The organism is Candidatus Gastranaerophilales bacterium, assembly GCA_028693235.1.
Lineage (GTDB): Bacteria > Cyanobacteriota > Vampirovibrionia > Gastranaerophilales > Gastranaerophilaceae > JAQUVW01.
The window spans coordinates 308373-326661 of record JAQUVW010000004.1 but is presented as its reverse complement, the minus strand read 5'-3'; the positions used below and the strand labels follow the sequence as shown (position 1 = coordinate 326661).

The window sequence follows — 18289 nt, the reverse complement described above, 5'->3', positions numbered from 1 at the left end:
CAAAAGCACTCTGACAATATAGAGGAAATGTTTGAAAATCAATGATAGACAATATGATGAAAATTTCATTAACGCTTGTCGCCATCGATAAAATGTCGAGGGTAATCAAAGATGCTGTCAAAAAATCAGAAACAGAATTCCAAAAACTCCAAAATGAAATAAAAGAAACCTCTAGAATGTTTGATGAAATGGGCAAAAAGATTGCAACCGCAGGTGCAGGACTAACTGCTGCAGGTGTTGGAATCGCTCATCAATTAGGAATGACAGATGCAATTCAAGAAGCGTTTGAAATGGAGCACAGACTCAGAGAACTCGGGAATGTCGGAGAATTAAGCTCAAAACAAATTGCATCAATGGATAAAGAACTCGGTAAAATTTCAAAATACACAAACCAATACCGACCTGAAATTATTGAGGGATTGAATGTTTTAGTTGCATCCGGCGTTGATCCAACAAAAGCACTTGGTTATATGAATGTAATCGGTAAAACCGCAACAGCAGAGCAAGCTGCAATTGTTGATATTTCAAGAACCGCATTTTCTGTATCAGACAACTTGAAAGTGCCAATCGACAGTTTGAGTAAATCAATGGATATCCTTGCTCAATCAGGAAAAGAGGGACGATTTGAATTAAAGGATATGGCTGCAACTTTCCCTAGTTTAACGGCTGGTGCATCAATGCTTGGAATGAAAGGCGTTCCTGCGGTTGCATCACTTGGTGCAGCTCTTCAAATTGCAATGAAAGGTGCGGGCGATGCATCAGAAGCGGCGAACAATTTAGAAAACTTTATTCAAAAAGTAACATCTCCACTTGCTGTTAAAAATTTCAAAGACGCTTTTGGTATCAATTTAAAAAATGTTTTGGTAGATGCCACCAAACAAGGTAAAGACCCAATACTTGAAGTTTTGGAAGTAATGAATAAAGCAAGCAAGGGCGATATTTTCAAAATATCAGAAGTATTCCAGGACAAGCAGGTTTTGTCTTTTATTAAACCGATGCTTCAGAATTTGGATGAGTATAAAAGAATCAAAGCTACGGCCCTTGGGGCATCAGGCATTATAGACAGTGATTTTACCAATATGATGACAACTACAAATGAACAGTGGAAACAGCTTCGCATAAATATGAAAGAGCTTGTGTTTCCTAATCTTCACGCACCTTTGAAAGCCTTAAACGATTTGCTCACTAAAATAAATGCAAACCCTGCAATGCAAAAAGGACTATTCAATGCAGTTATAGGCACAATCGGAGCAGGTCTTGCACTTACTTTGCTTGGTACCGGCACAATGTTAACCGGAAAACTCATTGGTTTTTACAGCACTTTTTTAGAAAAAGCACGTGAACTGACTCCTGTTTTAATAAAAAACTCCGTGGCGCTTTTAGATTTTATTGGAATGAACTCCTCTTCTCACAGTTTAAACAATGCTTTTAATATTTTTAAAGCAGGAAATAAATTGGGCTTAGATTTACCTAAACACGTTCTTTTGGGTTTTGGCGCAGACATCAGAAGAATTGATAATGACTTAAGAAATTCGTTTATGACGCTGCCGTCAAATATTTTGAAATCAACAATAGCTTTGAAAGATTGGACAATTACTTCGGTAAAGGTAATTCCTGCAAATTTGCTAAACGGTTTAAAATCATTTAAAACAGGATTTTTATCAATCCCATCAATGATTAGAACTGCAATAGTATCATTCCGTGCCTTTTCTCTTACTCTTTTGACTTCTCCTTTAGGCTGGATTGCACTTGCGATTGCAGGAGTTGCTTTTGTTATTTATAAATACTGGAAGCCAATTACAGGATTTTTTAAAGGTGTATTTAAAGGTTTAAAAGAAGGTTTGGCACCTTTGATGCCAGTTTTTAACAAATTAGCACAGGCACTCGAACCAATTACAAAACCGTTAAAAGCAGTTTTTGACTGGCTTAAAAAGCTCTTTACTCCAGTTAATGATGTCGGTGGAGCAGCAGAGAAAATGGGTGTAAAATTCGGCAAAGCCATTGCAAATATTATTCTTAAACTTGCAAGCCTGGTTCAAAAAGCGTTTGAGTTTGGTGCAATAATCGGCGAGATGCTTACCTTTGGGCTTTTGAGTAAAACTGGCAAAACCCAAGCTGCAATAAATAAACACGCACAAATTATCAGGGATCACCTACCGCACTCTCCTGCAAAAACAGGTCCGTTAAAAGATTTGCACAAGGTCAAAATTTCAGAAACTATTGCCTCTGCAATAAAACCGTTGCCGATTGTTGCTGCGATGAATAAGGCATTGACCTTTAAATCAAACGCTTTAAAGCCCGATGTGCGTGGAGCGAATGGTGGCAGTAGTTCGACAGTTATTCATTATAACCCTGTTGTCACAATTTCAGGAGCAAGTAAGGGCGCAAAAGATGATTTCCTTGTGCTGCTCAAAAAACATAAAGAAGAAATTCTAACAATTGTAAGAAAAGAAAACGAAAGAAAAATGAGGTTGGCGTACTAATGTTTGCACAACTTGGCGATATTGAATTTGAATTAATAACATACTTTAACGGAATGGATGAAACCGTTTCGTATAATTACGCTGAACATGAGCGAATCGGTAACAAGCCTGTTTTGCAGTATATGGGAATGAATCTGCTAGAAGAAAATATCAAGCTGAATTTTCACAATTCTTTTTGTACTCCTGAAGAAGAAATTAAAAAACTGAAAGCAGTTGCAAATAAAGCCACACCGCTGAAATTCATCAAAGGGAATGGCGAATATATCGGAGTTTTTGTTGTGTCTGAAATTGTTTCTACAACGGAGCAGACAAGCAAAGAGGGTGATTTAATTTCTGTCCAAGTCGATTTGAGGCTCAGAGAATACACAGGTAAAATCCCTGAAGCGAAGAAACAAGGGGGATTGAAAAAGAAATGACGGAATTCTACTCCTACATTACAAAAGACAATGACCGTTGGGATTCGATCGCATATAAGTTCTATAAAGATGCCACAAAATACGAAGTTATTATTCAGGCAAATCCCTCAGTTCCTATTAAACCGACTCTTGAAGCCGGTATCAATCTAAAAATCCCCGTGCTTGATGAAGATGAGCAAATATCATTTGAATTACCTCCTTGGAGAAGTTAATGTTAAAACCTACTTTCAAAATCGAATACAACAAAAAAGACATCACTCGTGATGTTTCAAGTTATGTAGTAAGCATTGAATACGCTGACTTTGAACACGGACAAAGTGATGAAATTTCTATTACTTTTGAGGATTCAGAGAAACTTTGGCAAAATGCCTGGATTCCAAGCAAAGGTGATTCTCTCAGATTATTTATCGGTTATGAAGGCGAAAAGCTCCTAAATTGCGGAGTATTTGAGATTGATGAAATCGAGCTTGACACTCCGCCTGATACTCTTATTGTAAAAGCGATTGCGACAGGAATCAAAAAGCCCTTAAGACAAAATAATTCTATTGCATACGAAAATAAATCCTTAAAACAGATTGCCAATGAAATCGCAAAACGCCACAACCTCAAGCTCGTTGGCACTATTGAAGATGTAAAAGTTGAACGTATAACGCAAAATCAGGAGCGTGATTTATCATTCCTCAAAAAACTTGCAGAACAGTACGGATATATTTTCAAAATCACAGAGGGAAATCTTGTTTTTTATAAAACCGAAAAACTTGTTAATGCGAATGCTGCAAAAATCCTATATCGCAACGAATTATCAAGAGTGAATTTAACAGAAAAAACGAGTAAAAACTATAAATCAGTAACGGTCAGCTACCACAATCCCAAAACAGGCAAAAAGGTTAGCGCAACTGTAAAAAATCAAAGTTGTGTAAAAGGCGATGCTTTAAAATTAAATGTTCGCTGTGAAAACAAACAGCAGGCAATTTTAAAAGCAAAAGCAGCACTTGCTAAAGGTAAAGATACAATCGAAGGCTCTGTTGATATGTGTGGAAATCCTTATCTTGTGGCAGGTTTGAATGTTGAATTAAAGGACTTGGGCTACTTTTCAGGCAAATATCACATAAAAGAAGCTCGCCACAGAATTGACCGCAGTTCAGGATATGCAACAAGTTTGGAGGTGGCCTCGTGTTAAAATTCGGCGTTGTTACTAACATTAATCCACTCATGGCAAAGGCTAGAGTGCAGTTTGCAGATGATGATATCACTTCATTTTGGCTTCCTGTGCTTCAGCCAAAAACAAACAAAGATAAATTCTATTCTATGGTTGATGTCGGCGAACAGGTTGCTTGCCTCATGGATGATGATTCAGAAGATGGCGTTATTCTTGGTGCAATTTATACCGGAGTTGATTCCGTTCCGGGGATTTCGAAGGATCAACACATAATCAAGTTTGAAGATGGTAGTTTCATTGAATATAACAAAGAAACTCAAATGCTTACTATCGTTGCAAAAACGCTAAATATTGTTGCAGATATTTTAAACACAGGAAAAATTCAAAATACTGATGGCATAACTTCTGCAGCAGATATTACCGACAAAAAATCTTCAATGCAGGCAATGCGTGATATTTACAACCCACACTCGCATACAGGAAATATGGGCAGTCCTACTTCTGCCCCTGATGGAGCAATGTAATGACAACATTATCAGAAATTAAATATGTAGATTGGCAATATAAACTCAATGAAATCGGCTCTGTAGCCGAGGGAATTGAGGATATTAACCAATGCATTGCCATAATATTATCAACTCAAAAAGGCTCTGTTCCACATCGTCCGACTTTCGGTTCGGATATTTTAAAATACGTTGATTCCCCTGTAAATGTAGCAAAACCAAATATTACAAGAGAAGTTATAGATGCGATAAATCTTTGGGAAACAAGGGTTGATGTTGATTCTGTAAGTATCGCAATTAATGCAACGCAATTGAATATAAAAGTTCAATGGAGCTTAAAACAAGATTCTTCAACTTCTTCAACAGCGGAGGTGAGTCTATGACACAACTTCCTGAACCGAATTTTATCGAACGTGATGCTGATAAAATCACTCAAGAATGGATTGATTTGTACGAATCTAAATCAGGCAAAGTTTTGCAACCTGCACAGATTGAACGCTTGATGATTGACAGTTGTGCATACCGTGAAAATCTTTTGAGAATAAAAATACAGGAGATTGCAAAAGAAAACCTGCTTAGTTATGCCCCGATTGATATTTTAGAACACATCGGAGAACCTTTGGGAGTTAAAAAACTTCTAGCCGATTGTGCAACAACAACCTTGAGGTTTTCTGTTGATGAAGCTCTCGAATTTGATTTTACAATTCCGATTGGAACAGAAGTCGGCACAAAAGATGAACTCTTTGTTTTTGAAACAACCTCTGCGGTAGTTTTAAAGGCAGGTGAATTGCACATTGATGTTGAGGCAACTTGCCAAACATCAGGAATTGCAGCTAATAATTACACTCTAAAATCAATTAATAATTTAATTACACCGCTTTCATATATCAGCACTGTTGAAAATATTGCCGTCAGTTCAGGCGGTGCGGATGATGAAGATGTTGAAAGCTTAAGAGAGCGTATTCGCCAAGCCCCGGAAAGTTTTTCAAATGCCGGCAGTAAAGGTGCATACAGATTCCACACTTTATCAGCACATCAAAGTATAACAGATGTTTCGGTTTTATCTCCAAGCCCCGGGGTGGTTGAAGTTTATCCTCTTTCAAAAACGGGGAATCCGTCAGCTGAGATTTTGACTATCGTTCAAAATTATTTGAGCGATGATAAAATCCGTCCGCTTACGGATAACGTTATTGTTAAATCTCCTGAGAAAATCGAATTTGAGCTTAATGCAAATATATTTTTATTCGCTTATGCAGATGAAACAAGCGTTATAACAACTATTAAAGCAAAAATTACCGAATACAAAGCGGCACTGGCTGAAAAACTTGGAAAAGATGTAATCCGCACTCAAATTATTTCAATTTTAAACAGTGTTTATGGCGTGTTTAAAGTGGATTTAACAACCCCCGTTGATATTGAAATTCTCGATTATCAATGGGCCGACTTGATAAATTTTAATATCACAATTGGAGGGTTTGCCAATGAGTAATTTAACCCCGATTAACGATTTAAATTTAAAAATAATCGATTTAATTGCTGATGAAAGATTCTCAAATATAGATTTAACTTGCCTTTTAGTGACTATCATCGACAATGTACCATCAGATGCGTTGCCTCACTTGGCTGAACAATATCACGTTACAGGTAATGAAGGTTGGCTGCAAGCAAGGAATGATGATGAAAAACGAGATTTGATAAAACGTGCAATCGAAGTCCACAGGCATAAAGGGACAAAATACGCACTTACGAGAATATTCGATATGTTTGGAATCGAGGGAAAAATTCAGGAATGGTTTGAAACAGGCGGCGACCCTTTTACATTCTCTGTTGACTTAAATTTCGTTTCAAAAGGCTTGGACTATGACCTTATCGCAAAGTTGGAAGATTTAATAAATGAGTACAAAAATGTACGTTCGCATCTTTCAAGCGTAAGCATTTCTATGTCCTCAAAAGTCAAAGCCTGCAAAGGTAAATTTGCAGCAATCACAGGCGAAACAGTTGCCATAATGCCGAAACCATTTGATTTATTTTGGGATTCATACAGTTGGGATGAAAGAAATTGGGGCAAAAATTCTAAAACCAATCTCAATTTACCAACGATGTTTTTTGACACTTCCAAATTTGATGAATCTGTTTGGGCGTTCGGATAGGAGAAATTATGGAATTTTATACATTATTAACAAAAATCGGCGTAAATAAAATAATTGATGCACAGGTGAATTCTATTCCCCTTGTGTTAGGCACTTTCGCTGTAGGCGATGGCGGTGACGGATATTACGAGCCAAACGAAAACCAAACACAGCTTGTGAATGAAACTTACAGGAATAATATTTCAAGAATCTATGCTGATACAAATTATTCAAACAGATTGGTTATTGAATGTGCAATACCTTCAAATTCAGGCGGTTACTATATCAGAGAAGTCGGGATTTTTGATAATGACAGAAATCTCTTTGCGATTGCAAGCATTCCTGAAAGTTACAAACCTATTGAAGATGAAGGTTCGACCAGAGATTTTTACATAAAAATTATAGTTGAAATTGAAAACTTGGAAAATACAAATCTTGTAATTGATTCAAGCGTTGCGGTTGTTTCTCTTGATTATCTTGAAAATAGCCACAACAAAGATGTTAACGCTCATCACAGATTAATCGATGCCGATAAAGTTGACGGTTATCATGCAGGAAATGAAAAAGAGCAAGTCGCAGTTTCCAACAAAACAAAATGTGAGGATTTGAACGCTGACTTGGTTGATGGACATCACGCCGGCAATGAATCTAATAATGTTCTTGTACTTGATGAAAAAGGGATTGTGCCAGAGGAAAATTTAAAACCTTATGCAAGCAAGGGCCATACGCATAATATATCCGACATTGTAACGAGCGAGGCTATTCACGGATTCCACAATATGCATATCGAATCAGGTCTGAATGAAGGTACTACAAGTTATGTTTACCCTCCTGACGGCTATAAAATGACGGATTTGTTAGCTTTTATCCCCTCAATCAGAACCATATATTTTTCAGGAGATGTTGATGGGAACGATTCCTTGTATTGCTACTGGGGAACAGATGCAACAAAAATTACAATCACCTGCTACAACTCAGAACAGCGATATACACCTACTGTTAATTGGCTTGCTATTTGGCGAAAAAACAGACCAGAAGAAAATGCATAAGGAGATAATATGACTTTAATAAACAAATTAACAGAATTTAAAGCAGGCGAAAAAGCAAAAGCGGCTGAAGTTAATGAAAACTTTGAAACGCTAAGGCTTTCCAATAACGATCAGGAAAACAAAATTACAAACCTCCAATCTGAAATCCAAACAAAAATGGATGCAGGCGGTGGAACTTTGGGTGGCGCTTTAAAACTGAACAGTTTTAGTGAAATATCAAGTGTTAACGGCATTCTGACACTAACAAGTGAAACAAATTATTTTAAAGTTTTAGGCGCTGAAACGATAACACAAATTGCCGGTTGGACATCAGGAATTGCTATTGTTGAATTTTTGGAGTCCAGGACCATCAGAAATTCTGAAACTTTAGCCTTGCAAAATAATGCAGACCGCTTGGTTTTAAAAGGCGATGTTTCTTTATATGTTTTTGAAGAAAACAAGGTTAAAGAAATCGGATACTTTGGGGCTAAAGAAGTCAGAACCAATTCCTTTAAACCTCAAACGATTTTAAACTGTCCAAAAAATTCATCAGGTCGAGCAGATTTTTTGAGAAAAATTGAACTATCAACAAATATTGTTCCTGCTATGACAAGTGCTGTTCATGAACAGTGCGTTATTACAGCTTCTTCTTATTATGATGCAAGCTACCTGCCTTGGAAATGCTACAGGGGCTATAACTCTGATGTTTACGGTTGGATTACAACAAATGGAATCGCCACCGGTTGGACAAAAATTGAGTTTAAAACCTCTACTCCCAAAATCATTGCTTTTTCTATTTCCGCAAGAAATTCCGCTGATGCTAATTTATACTCTCCATACAATTTTATACTTGAAGGCAGTAATGATGATGTAAATTGGCAACTACTTGGGGATTACACAGGCATTGGTGCTTGGGGACAAGGTGAAAAAAGGATTTTTGCTTTAAATTATTCTGCTAATTTTAAATTTTACAGGCTTTCTGTTACAGCAATTTCAGGTGCAGGAAGCTATCTTTCAATCGGTGCATTAGAATATTACACCGCAACAAACGAATATATGCCTATGGTTGCCAAACTTGATTTGAGTGCGGATAATCCACTTCTACTGAATAACGCAAAGGGAATGTCCGCAAGCGGAAAAGTTAATGAATTAGTAGCGATAACCGAAAGTTATATGCTTGAGAATCTGCTTAATAATTCAATGATGTATTTGGCAATGCAAAAGCAGGAAAATAATAAATTTCAGCCTGTTATCACAACGGCCCGTCCTGTTTATACAAACAAATTACAAAAACATTCAGATGTTAATTCAGTTCCGACAATGACATCTGATATTACTACCGCAGAATTTCGAAAAGGGTATATTTCAACGGCAAGTTCTACTTACAATGCAAGCTATATTCCTGCTTGTGCTTTTAATCACAACCTTGCTACAAAATGGATGGCATCAGTTGTTGGTGGAAACCAATGGCTACAAATTGAGTTCCCGAACTCGAGAATAGCGGCAAGATTTGGAATAACCGCAAGTGCTGATACTCCGACAGGATGCATTTATAACGGTTACATAAAAGGTTTTGACGGTGAAAAATGGATTGTCATTGCTGAAATTCCTGCTCAAGTTGCCTGGGGTGCAAATGAAGTCAGATATTTTGATGCAACAAATTTCACACCTTGTTCAAAATACAAACTTGAAATCGTAAATATTATGAATGGAGCAACTTACGCTCAAATTGCACAGCTTGAGGTCTTTGAACTTGCTTACTGCTATGTAATTCCTGAAAATACATTCTATAAATACAACCCTGCGACAGGCAAATACGAGGCAAAAGAAGTTAATTTTATCGGCAGAATTAAAACTCAGCATAATTTTGTTTCAGATGTAAACAGCTATGCCCAGGAGGGAGTCTATATCAGTGATGAAACAAATATTTGGGCTTCATCAACTTTTGCCTTCTCCCATAACCTTGGCTTTGATTACAAAAATATGCGAATTTCTACTTGGATAAAAGATAAAACAAACGGTTTTATTATGCCTTGGGAAATCGATTCCATTCTTGATTACAGCCATGAATGGAATAATAACGGATTCTACTACGATGACTGTTTGTTCTATGTCAGAACAGGCACAGGGCTTATGCAATACAAGGATTATGGCGGAACGAACAGGTCAATAACTTCAAATTGTTCGTTAGTCATCCAACTTGAAAGGAATTTTTAATATGAAAACAGTAATTAGAAACGGAGAATATTTATTTGTTGAAAATTTAATGTTCAACGATATCGAGGTGCCAGAGCGACCGATTCCAACTGCTACTTTTCAAAATGGAGAGTGGGTTGTCAATTTGGATTCGCTTTTTTCAGAAGCGGATTCAGAAGAAGCCACAAAATTTTTAACTAATTCTGATTGGAAAGTTATCAGACACAGGGATCAATTAGCACTCGGGGTTGAAACATCTTTGACATCAGATGAATATTTAGCACTACTGAAAGAGCGACAAGAAGCTAGAAAGAAGGTGATTTAACAATGTCATTGAATAAAATATGTATGCATTGGACAGCAGGTTCAAGCAATCCGTGCCAAACAGATATTGATGCCTACCACTTTATATTTGATTCCGCAGGAAAGGAAATTAAAGGAAAATTCGCACCAGAAGACAACATTAATTGTAAGGATGGGAAATATGCAAAACACTGTGGCGGCGGAAACACAGGATGCATAGGTTTATCCTGCTGCGGTATGGCAGGATTTGACTTAAAAAACAAGCAAACAAAATACCCGATAACTCAAGAGCAGGTTGAAGCAATGTGTGCAAAAGCGGCGAAACTTTGCATAAAATACGGATTTCAAGTTACCGAGGAAACAGTTTTTACTCACTATGAATTTGACCAAAAACGCCCTGTAAACGAAAGAGAGGGTAAGTCAGATATTGCATATTTGCCGTATCTTCCAAATATTACAAAAGAAAAAGCCGGAGACTACTTAAGAAATAAAATCAGTTGGTATATTACACAAATCAAGAAAGGAAAAGCACTATGAACTTTTTAGCATTACTCACAAACTGGAAAAAATTAAACGTAATTTGGTTGTTAATCGAGCCGTTTATTATGAATCTTATTCAAAAAAATGTGCCGAATTGCATAACTAAGTTGTATGAAAACCTTGCAAAATACACTCAACCGGCGATTGATAGTTTGTTTAAATTGAAAGACAAAATCAATGCAACACCGAATGATGTTGATAATTATTGCTTTGAGCAAGGTGTAAACGCCCTTGAATCGTTTGCAAATCATTTATCAGGCATTGTTGCTGATTTAAGAAAATAGGAAATATTTACTTATGAACTGGCGTGACAACATAAAAATAATGAATATAGAAAAAGGATTTTTTTCCTCTTCTAATTCATATGGAATCCCTGATGTAAAAAAGGATGAGTTCGAAGTAACGGAGCTCATCCCCTACAGGGTGGACTCAAACAGAAACGGAACGGCTCATTTCTTTTTAGATGATTATCGTTTTGAGAGATGTTGGAAAAGCCCTGATTCGCAAATTGAAGAATTGCAAAAATATCAGGGAGTTTTGTCGCCGGATTTTTCTTTGTACACAAATTATCCTGAAGCGATGCAAATATGGCAAGTCTATCGTAACCGTTGGTGTGCAGCATATTGGCAAAGTTTAGGAATTAAAGTTATTCCGACAATCAGTTGGTCTGACAAAGGAAGCTATGAATTTGCGTTTTTGGGTGTAGAAAAATCTTCAATTGTGGCTGTTTCAACAGTTGGCGTTTTAAATGATGAAAATGCCAAAGCTCTTTTTGTGCAAGGTTTTGAAAAAATGATAAAAAGACTTGAACCAAGTCAGATTTTGATTTATGGCAATACACTACAAGAACTTGAAAATTATGAAAATATTAGATGGTTCGAACCTTATACAAATAAATTTAATAAAAAGAAAGCGAGGTAGCTATGGGAGGTCGAGGCTCAAGTGGTTCAAAAGGCGGTGGTGGCGGCGGAAGCTCTTTTATAAAAGAACATTCTGATACTCACTATCAAAATATGACAAATAAAGAGTTATGGGGCGCATATCATGAAAATAAAATAGCTCATAACTTGGCACGGGTCGATTTTTCGACATTCAAAGACAAAGCCGTTCAAGTGCAGGAAAAATTTTATTCGACAAGCAAGGATTCACCAAATTATCAAAAAGAGAAAAAACTTTTTGAAGCAGCGAAGAAAAAATATGATAGAAAATTTGAGTCGATGCAGAACGCTGAAGAAAATACTAATAAATCTTTTGTTGAACTTAAGAACAGAGGATTTAAAATCCCAAGAGACTAATTTATTGTGTCTAAATGATTCAGAATAGTCTAAAACACTTTAATTGAAAGCTATTGCGAGGGATGAATGTGTCGTTACCCAATTAAAGGAGAAATATAATGACAGAAAAAATCATCCCTCAAGATGCCTTCAAAAGCAAAAAGAATTTTGAAGAATTTATGGCAAATCACAACGCCTCTGAAATTATATCAGTGCTTGCTGATTATCCAAAAGCAAATGGCAAAACAATCGTTACGATTGCAGATTTAACACAAAATCCTGAAACGATTATCAATGCCCTGAGTGAAATTAAAAACCTACCGCAATCGCCTTTTATAGTTTGGATTGTTGCAAATGAAAGAGAAAACTTAATCACAGCAGCAGCAACTTTAAATAAATTTTCAAATAAAGACTTTGGAGTTTTTATTTTTAAAGCCTCTTTAAACAACGATAAAATAGAGTTTAAATGCCTTTTAAAACCTGAAACAAAAGCCCAAGGACAAAGCAGGGCGAAGCAGATTCAAATTGAATATTGGAAACGATATTTTGAAATATGCGATGAAGTGAATCCCGATGTTCAAATAAATCCGAGATATCAGCATTGGCAGTATCTGCCGATGGGCAAAGCAGGTGTTGCATTGATGTTAACAATTAGCACCCAAATAAAATACATCGGGGTGGATTTACTTATAAATTACAAAAAGAGTATTTTTGAAGAGCTACAAACCCATCAGGCTGAGATAGAAGAAGAACTTGGAATTTTGGATTGGATAAATGAACCTGATAACAAATCCTCAAAAATTAGAAAAACACTGGGCTTTGATATAACTGACTCCGCACAAGTTGATGAAGCAATAAAAGCACATATTGATTTAGCTCAAAATTTCAAAACTGTTTTTAGCAAATATTTATAGAAAAAACGAATGTGTCTGAATGATTCAGAATAGTCTGAATAGCTTGATATTCAGTCCCTGACAAGTGATTAATGTCATTGTAGATAAACAAAACAAAGGAGCTAAAATTATGACAACTAAAGATTACACAATGTACGGAACTAAAATTTACAACCATAAAAAACAAGAAATTGGGTTATTAATATCAACCTGGGTCAATGTTTACTCTGACGGCAAAGTAGACTTCGCTACCTGCGTTGATCCCCAAGGTAAAAAATACAACACTGAGATGGATAACATAACCCCGGTTGAATCATAAAAAAGAGGTTAGTGGCACAATTTGCCACTAACCTAAACCGTTACAAATAGGCAGTTTAAGGAGAATCGAAATGTCAAAAATTAAAGAAACAACAATTGAAAAAATAACTTATAAAGGATCACAATCCATTAGTTTTAGAGAAATTTATAAGTTGGACGAAAAGCGAATAAAACTAGAAATTAAATCAGATTCCTACGATCAACAATGTTACGCGAGAGCATATATTTTAAAAGATGAAAAATGGGAGCTGATCTATTCAATACCATATTCAGAAATAAATACTCCAAAAGGACTCTGCTATCACGTAACTTATCGTAGTAACGCAGGAGCAGCTGAAAAAGAATTCAAAACGGATATAGATAGACTCAAAAAATATGTTAAAGAAATTTTGTTTTAAAAACTTTTATGTTACCGCTCGGGAATATTTATTAAATTTAATGGCTATTTCATTCTTTTATTACCGTACGGGAATAAGGTTTAGTAGTTCGTTTTTATTGATTCGTGGGCGAGTTTTAAAATAATATTATTAAATTTATGAGTTAATTTCAGTTTGGAGTTTGTTCAAGAAGGTTAAAATATCATCCCAACTTGGATAATCCCCAAAAATCATTCCTTGCATTTTTTTATAATCATCTTTTAAGAAATCAATATTTTCATCTGTCGGCATCAATTCTATTGAGCCTAACACTGCTAAGTCGTAACGTGCCCATCCGCAAGGATAAAAAGTTTTTTTAAATTCAACGACCTGCTTTAGCAAATCCGTTCTTTGCAATGCCGATTCAAGAAAATCAGAATATCCAATTTTATATAAATCATAGTAGTGGCGAGAATATCTTTCGGGTTGTGCCTTATCCGAAGTTCTAAAATGTTCCCTGTGTAAAATTGTAACTTTTTCCCAAAAAGTACGCTCAAGAATGATTGTTGGAACTTTTATTTCCTCTATTGTTATATTCCCAATTCCATCAATATAAGGTTTTATCGGATATGTTTTATTTGGAGTCCAAGCAGCAAGAGGTCCAATTTCTAATTTAATATGTGGCAATAAATATTTATCCTCGATCCCTTTTGGATAATTTATCTGTAAAGTATTCCCATCAAATTCGTCTATTGTTACTATACAAATGTCACCAACAGTATTTTCAACTTTTTCTTTTAATGTTGTCGCAATATAAACTTGAGCCTCTTCATTTATTTCTTTGTTTCTTTTGTCTTGTTGTGTTTTAGATCCTAATCTGATTTCTTTACCGTTTAAAACAGTATCCCAGTCTAAAATTAAATCTATATCCTCGGAGAACCTCTCGATTACACCAAACACTTTAGAAAGCGATGTCCCACCTTTAAAGCAGAGTATTTTTTGCAACTCTAAATCTGAAAACAGTCTATTAAGAGTCCAACAAACCCAAAAATCTTTTTCTATCATTGATGCGGGAATTTTGTTTACACTTGCCGCTTCTATAAAAACAGCTTTTCTTTCAGTTTCCGCTGAAGCGGCAATTTTTTCTAACATTAATTATTATCCTCGGCGGCTATTTCTGAAATAATATTGTAAACCCAAAGAGGAGATTTTGAACCATCTTCTTTTATCTTTTGCCATTCTTCTTTACTGAATTTATTCTTTAACTTGTTTTTAAATTCTGGTGTAATTTTATTTTCCCCAATGGCTTTTATTGCCTGAACAACAAGTGCAGCTGTTTTGTTTTGCAAAGATGCCTCTTTAAATGTCGTACGTTTGAATTCAAGAATTTGTCCGCATATATCATATTTTTTACTTGGCCCATCTGATAAATAGATATAATTCCCCATAACCTGAGTTGAAAGATTTAAGTAGTTAAGAGCAGTATCGCCTGTAGGTTGAATCCTCCAACTGAACTTCCTTGCCAATGCATTAGCAACCTGTTCAATGTCAGGAGCTACATTTTTTTTAAGAATTTCACTATACAAAGGATAATCATAAAGTCCTCGTAATATTCGGCGAATTCTATTTTCACTTGTCAAATCCTCAAGTGAATTATCTATTTCCCAACGCTTGAAATCTTTAATAAAATCATTCGGGGTGAATGCCCAACCCCTACCTCGACCATATATTCGGGAAACTATCTGATTTTTCGCTGTTTTTTTCATATTTAAAACCCTAACTTTTACATAAAAATAGCATACTTTTTCTGTAAAATCAAGTCATTATTTCATAATGTTTAATAAACAATAAATCTAATAAAAATTCTCATAACAAAAAACAAGCCAGCACTGTTAAAATGAAGCTTGTTTACTTCACTTCATTTTAACAGTGCTAAGTTAACATAGTCAATAACTATTGCAAAAAATTTACTAAAATGCTTTTAGAGCCTTGTTAATAAAAATCAAAATTACCTACAAGCTTTGTTAAAGTTCTCAAACATTTTAAGTAATTTCTGACGCTCATCACTTCCGTCAGTTCTGAACCTTAGCAATGGCAAGTCGTATTTTTTGAGAATTGAATTTTTCAAGGCATCACGCTCTGCTTGTCGAGAGCCCTCTGCGTGGAATTTTACCCCATCCACTTCTATCATAAGTCGTGGTGATTTATCAATTGAATCAAAGATAAGAAAATCCACATGTGTTAAAGCATTCATTGCATATTTTTCTTCTGCCGGCGTCATTAAACTTGTATCACGAACTATCATTTGCAATGGAACGTGAACAGCAACATCAAAACGATTTCCGCCTTTTTCTTTTAAAACATTCATTATTAATGAGTACATTAAGTTTTCACTGTCATATTTTGAGACTCGTTTATTTTTTGCAAGGAATTTTCTTCTGCGTTTAGCATAACACTTATACAGATAATCAAAAACGGAGTAAACTTTACTATCTATAATTGCAAAATTATTGTATTCTATATAGCGAACAAGATCGCCGACATTTGTATCTTTCAGCGAGTCGTCATCATTTACAACTACAATCAATTGTTCAACAGCTCTTGATATCGCAACATTTAATCGATTTGCATTATCTGTAAATTCAGAAATCTCATTATCAACTGTTGATAGAATAACAACTTTATTTTCTTGTCCTTGGAATTTGTCTACCGTATCTGCCTTAACATTCATGCCCTCAAAAGCCTTTTGTAAAGCATTCGTTTGGTTCCGGTATGGCGTTACTATTCCGAGAGAACCATCTTCCGTATTTAATTTTTGTTGAGGAATAATTTCACTTTTAATAACATCAATTTGTCGCTGATTAATTCTGTTTCGTGCGTGATTGCCTTCTCTTGTTTTATACAAGACGAGTGGTGAACGCTTAGACTTAGCCTCTGTCAACACAATAAGTTGATCATCATAGAATTTTTTATTACAGAATTCTATAATTTTAGGATGGCATCGGTAGTGTTCTTTTAAAAGAGTATTTGGTGCATCAGGAAACATTGTAGTCACAGCTGAGAGCAAACTGTGTTTTTTATACCGATACACTTCCGGCAATTTATATTTTTCAAAAATCGCATCTGTAGCATCTGCTGATTTTGAATCTACTACATTAGGAAGCTGTTTCAAATCTCCGACAATAACTGCTTTTTTCGCACAAGACAATGCGAGTGCGCCAGTGCATAAATCAACTTGAGAAGATTCATCGACAATAACATAATCGTACATAACATTATTTGATAAGCAAGAACGAAGCGAATATGTTGTACTTAAAATCACAGGATAATCATCAATAAAAGATTTAGATTCTTTTTTAAGGTCGTTCAGTTCATATATTTTTCGATTTTTAGTTGAATATTTTTTCTCTAATACTGCACGAAAAATTTGGGCAGAAAGATCCGAATATTCATTCATTTTTGCATCGAAGTCGAATGATTCAAGTTCTGTGGTTAAGTTTGCAATCTGCTTTGTGACTTCTGCTATTTTTAACTCATAAAATCGTTGTTGTAGCACGGCAATAAGAAAATTTTTCGAATACTGTTTAAGTAGTTTTCTAACCAATGGTTTACGTCTATCCCAAAATTTTAGAAATTCCAAAACACGTTTAATTAATCCTACGTTTTGTTTTGATTCTTGAAAATCTTCACATAACAACCACATTTCTAAAGCTATTTGAGATGAGCGAATTTTTTGAATATCTTGTGGTTCTAGTTGAGGCCCAAAACTATCATAATATTGGGTGAAATATTTTTGCTCCAATTCTAGAGAAGACAACTCTTGTTTTAAAGCAGAGAGTTCATTCTGCTGAATAAGCTTTTTCTGCAATGTGCTATAACGTGACTTTAGCATCTGCTGTAAAGCAATAATTTCTTTTTGCTCAATCTTCCAAGCAGCGATATTTGGTAGTGATTTTTGTGAATTGATAAAGTCTTTTTTATTGACAGTGTTTCCTAAATAAGCGGCGATAAAATCAACATCATATTTCTTGAGTTTATCAAGGACGTTTTTTGTTGCTGAATTATTGCTTGAAACAACTGCAACACTCTCACCTCTCATAACAGCATTAGCAATAATATTTAAAATTGTTTGAGTTTTCCCTGTTCCTGGCGGACCTTCAATTATACTAAGTTTGTTAGTTAATGCATTTTCGACTGCTCTTTTTTGACTTGCGTTAAATCCAAAAGGATATATTTCATCTGTTAGAGCAATAGGATTACGGATATAAGATTCAGTAATTTTACCGCCGAGAAAAGCCCCAAGCATACTATCTGGCATTACAAAGTCAATTTTAGAATAGTTGTAAGATAAAATATTTACAACTTTTCCTCCATAAATTTCGGCCTTAAGCCCTATTGCTTCAGCAATTTCTTTTAGATAATCAAAGCAATTGCGCGATTTGTTTGCATTTAATGCTGATTCAACTATTCGAACATTTCTAGCATTATAAGTAAATTTTTTATCGTTAGTAAATGTAACTTCGCATTTGCTTCCAAAATGCTTAAAATCTTTGACTCTCCAAGTCTCATTTTTACCTTTAAGGTATATTTGAAATTGTTTGTGTTTATTATTCATCCACTACACCCTTAATTACTTAGGAAAATTGAGACATTATATGACAATATTACAATAAACTTAGCCAAATAAGTAA

At 35.3% G+C, this 18289-nt stretch carries 21 protein-coding genes; 18 read left to right on the top strand and 3 right to left on the bottom strand.

The window, feature by feature from the left end:
* The first annotated feature begins 41 nt into the window (after nt 1-41).
* From PHV37_08915 to PHV37_08830, 18 genes are all read left to right on the top strand, one after another.
* Nucleotides 42-2483: a phage tail tape measure protein gene (locus PHV37_08915; GenBank protein ID MDD3238200.1), complete on the top strand. Its 2442-nt coding sequence runs from the start codon at nt 42-44 to the stop codon at nt 2481-2483.
* Entirely contained in the window at nt 2483-2899 is a 417-nt protein-coding gene (locus PHV37_08910; GenBank protein MDD3238199.1) for a phage tail protein, read from the top strand. Before PHV37_08915 ends, PHV37_08910 begins: the two co-directional genes overlap by 1 nt.
* On the top strand, nt 2896-3111 hold the full coding sequence (locus PHV37_08905; GenBank protein ID MDD3238198.1) for a tail protein X: 216 nt from the start codon (nt 2896-2898) through the stop codon (nt 3109-3111). Before PHV37_08910 ends, PHV37_08905 begins: the two co-directional genes overlap by 4 nt.
* Entirely contained in the window at nt 3111-4079 is a 969-nt protein-coding gene (locus PHV37_08900) for a contractile injection system protein, VgrG/Pvc8 family (GenBank protein MDD3238197.1), read from the top strand. Before PHV37_08905 ends, PHV37_08900 begins: the two co-directional genes overlap by 1 nt.
* Nucleotides 4073-4582, top strand: a complete 510-nt coding sequence (locus PHV37_08895) for a phage baseplate assembly protein V (protein MDD3238196.1) — start codon at nt 4073-4075, stop codon at nt 4580-4582. Before PHV37_08900 ends, PHV37_08895 begins: the two co-directional genes overlap by 7 nt.
* Nucleotides 4582-4944 (top strand): GPW/gp25 family protein, encoded by a 363-nt coding sequence (locus tag PHV37_08890; protein ID MDD3238195.1) that lies wholly within the window; start codon nt 4582-4584, stop codon nt 4942-4944. The genes PHV37_08895 and PHV37_08890 overlap by 1 nt, the downstream gene beginning before the upstream one ends.
* The gene (locus tag PHV37_08885; GenBank protein ID MDD3238194.1) at nt 4941-6050 is read left to right on the top strand and encodes a baseplate J/gp47 family protein; all 1110 of its coding nucleotides are present in this window, start codon (nt 4941-4943) and stop codon (nt 6048-6050) included. Before PHV37_08890 ends, PHV37_08885 begins: the two co-directional genes overlap by 4 nt.
* Nucleotides 6043-6711, top strand: coding sequence for a phage tail protein I (locus PHV37_08880; protein ID MDD3238193.1), 669 nt, complete (start codon nt 6043-6045; stop codon nt 6709-6711). Before PHV37_08885 ends, PHV37_08880 begins: the two co-directional genes overlap by 8 nt.
* Before the next feature lie 8 nt (nt 6712-6719).
* Nucleotides 6720-7739, top strand: a complete 1020-nt coding sequence (locus PHV37_08875) for a phage tail protein (protein ID MDD3238192.1) — start codon at nt 6720-6722, stop codon at nt 7737-7739.
* Nucleotides 7740-7748: 9 nt separating this feature from the next.
* Nucleotides 7749-9935, top strand: a complete 2187-nt coding sequence (locus tag PHV37_08870; GenBank protein MDD3238191.1) for a discoidin domain-containing protein — start codon at nt 7749-7751, stop codon at nt 9933-9935.
* A gap of 1 nt (nt 9936) precedes the next feature.
* Nucleotides 9937-10239: a hypothetical protein gene (locus PHV37_08865; GenBank protein MDD3238190.1), complete on the top strand. Its 303-nt coding sequence runs from the start codon at nt 9937-9939 to the stop codon at nt 10237-10239.
* 2 nt (nt 10240-10241) lie between these two features.
* Nucleotides 10242-10754: an N-acetylmuramoyl-L-alanine amidase gene (locus PHV37_08860; protein ID MDD3238189.1), complete on the top strand. Its 513-nt coding sequence runs from the start codon at nt 10242-10244 to the stop codon at nt 10752-10754.
* The gene (locus PHV37_08855) at nt 10751-11041 is read left to right on the top strand and encodes a hypothetical protein (GenBank protein ID MDD3238188.1); all 291 of its coding nucleotides are present in this window, start codon (nt 10751-10753) and stop codon (nt 11039-11041) included. The genes PHV37_08860 and PHV37_08855 overlap by 4 nt, the downstream gene beginning before the upstream one ends.
* Before the next feature lie 13 nt (nt 11042-11054).
* Entirely contained in the window at nt 11055-11678 is a 624-nt protein-coding gene (locus PHV37_08850) for a DUF4417 domain-containing protein (GenBank protein ID MDD3238187.1), read from the top strand.
* 2 nt (nt 11679-11680) lie between these two features.
* On the top strand, nt 11681-12052 hold the full coding sequence (locus PHV37_08845) for a hypothetical protein (protein MDD3238186.1): 372 nt from the start codon (nt 11681-11683) through the stop codon (nt 12050-12052).
* A gap of 98 nt (nt 12053-12150) precedes the next feature.
* The gene (locus tag PHV37_08840) at nt 12151-12945 is read left to right on the top strand and encodes a DUF4268 domain-containing protein (protein ID MDD3238185.1); all 795 of its coding nucleotides are present in this window, start codon (nt 12151-12153) and stop codon (nt 12943-12945) included.
* Nucleotides 12946-13054: 109 nt separating this feature from the next.
* Nucleotides 13055-13243, top strand: coding sequence for a hypothetical protein (locus PHV37_08835; GenBank protein MDD3238184.1), 189 nt, complete (start codon nt 13055-13057; stop codon nt 13241-13243).
* A gap of 70 nt (nt 13244-13313) precedes the next feature.
* On the top strand, nt 13314-13640 hold the full coding sequence (locus PHV37_08830; protein MDD3238183.1) for a hypothetical protein: 327 nt from the start codon (nt 13314-13316) through the stop codon (nt 13638-13640).
* 135 nt (nt 13641-13775) lie between these two features.
* Here the strand turns inward: PHV37_08830 and PHV37_08825 are convergent, their stop codons facing one another.
* The 3 genes from PHV37_08825 to PHV37_08815 form a co-directional block, all read right to left on the bottom strand.
* A complete protein-coding gene (locus PHV37_08825) occupies nt 13776-14750 on the bottom strand; it encodes a nucleotidyl transferase AbiEii/AbiGii toxin family protein (GenBank protein MDD3238182.1) in 975 nt (324 codons plus the stop codon).
* Nucleotides 14750-15364, bottom strand: coding sequence for a DUF6088 family protein (locus PHV37_08820; GenBank protein ID MDD3238181.1), 615 nt, complete (start codon nt 15362-15364; stop codon nt 14750-14752). Before PHV37_08820 ends, PHV37_08825 begins: the two co-directional genes overlap by 1 nt.
* A gap of 242 nt (nt 15365-15606) precedes the next feature.
* A complete protein-coding gene (locus PHV37_08815; protein ID MDD3238180.1) occupies nt 15607-18213 on the bottom strand; it encodes an AAA domain-containing protein in 2607 nt (868 codons plus the stop codon).
* Between the last annotated feature and the right edge of the window lie 76 nt (nt 18214-18289).

Bases quoted from the DNA above. Each gene is read 5' to 3' on its own strand.
- PHV37_08885 (MDD3238194.1), top strand. From the start codon at position 4,941: ATGACACAACTTCCTGAACCGAATTTTATCGAACGTGATGCTGATAAA.
- PHV37_08815 (MDD3238180.1), bottom strand. From the start codon at position 18,213: ATGAATAATAAACACAAACAATTTCAAATATACCTTAAAGGTAAAAAT.
- PHV37_08905 (MDD3238198.1), top strand. From the start codon at position 2,896: ATGACGGAATTCTACTCCTACATTACAAAAGACAATGACCGTTGGGAT.
- PHV37_08865 (MDD3238190.1), top strand. From the start codon at position 9,937: ATGAAAACAGTAATTAGAAACGGAGAATATTTATTTGTTGAAAATTTA.
- PHV37_08875 (MDD3238192.1), top strand. From the start codon at position 6,720: ATGGAATTTTATACATTATTAACAAAAATCGGCGTAAATAAAATAATT.
- PHV37_08850 (MDD3238187.1), top strand. From the start codon at position 11,055: ATGAACTGGCGTGACAACATAAAAATAATGAATATAGAAAAAGGATTT.
- PHV37_08845 (MDD3238186.1), top strand. From the start codon at position 11,681: ATGGGAGGTCGAGGCTCAAGTGGTTCAAAAGGCGGTGGTGGCGGCGGA.
- PHV37_08880 (MDD3238193.1), top strand. From the start codon at position 6,043: ATGAGTAATTTAACCCCGATTAACGATTTAAATTTAAAAATAATCGAT.
- PHV37_08860 (MDD3238189.1), top strand. From the start codon at position 10,242: ATGTCATTGAATAAAATATGTATGCATTGGACAGCAGGTTCAAGCAAT.
- PHV37_08830 (MDD3238183.1), top strand. From the start codon at position 13,314: ATGTCAAAAATTAAAGAAACAACAATTGAAAAAATAACTTATAAAGGA.
- PHV37_08915 (MDD3238200.1), top strand. From the start codon at position 42: ATGATAGACAATATGATGAAAATTTCATTAACGCTTGTCGCCATCGAT.
- PHV37_08870 (MDD3238191.1), top strand. From the start codon at position 7,749: ATGACTTTAATAAACAAATTAACAGAATTTAAAGCAGGCGAAAAAGCA.
- PHV37_08840 (MDD3238185.1), top strand. From the start codon at position 12,151: ATGACAGAAAAAATCATCCCTCAAGATGCCTTCAAAAGCAAAAAGAAT.
- PHV37_08835 (MDD3238184.1), top strand. From the start codon at position 13,055: ATGACAACTAAAGATTACACAATGTACGGAACTAAAATTTACAACCAT.
- PHV37_08900 (MDD3238197.1), top strand. From the start codon at position 3,111: ATGTTAAAACCTACTTTCAAAATCGAATACAACAAAAAAGACATCACT.
- PHV37_08890 (MDD3238195.1), top strand. From the start codon at position 4,582: ATGACAACATTATCAGAAATTAAATATGTAGATTGGCAATATAAACTC.
- PHV37_08825 (MDD3238182.1), bottom strand. From the start codon at position 14,750: ATGTTAGAAAAAATTGCCGCTTCAGCGGAAACTGAAAGAAAAGCTGTT.
- PHV37_08910 (MDD3238199.1), top strand. From the start codon at position 2,483: ATGTTTGCACAACTTGGCGATATTGAATTTGAATTAATAACATACTTT.
- PHV37_08855 (MDD3238188.1), top strand. From the start codon at position 10,751: ATGAACTTTTTAGCATTACTCACAAACTGGAAAAAATTAAACGTAATT.
- PHV37_08820 (MDD3238181.1), bottom strand. From the start codon at position 15,364: ATGAAAAAAACAGCGAAAAATCAGATAGTTTCCCGAATATATGGTCGA.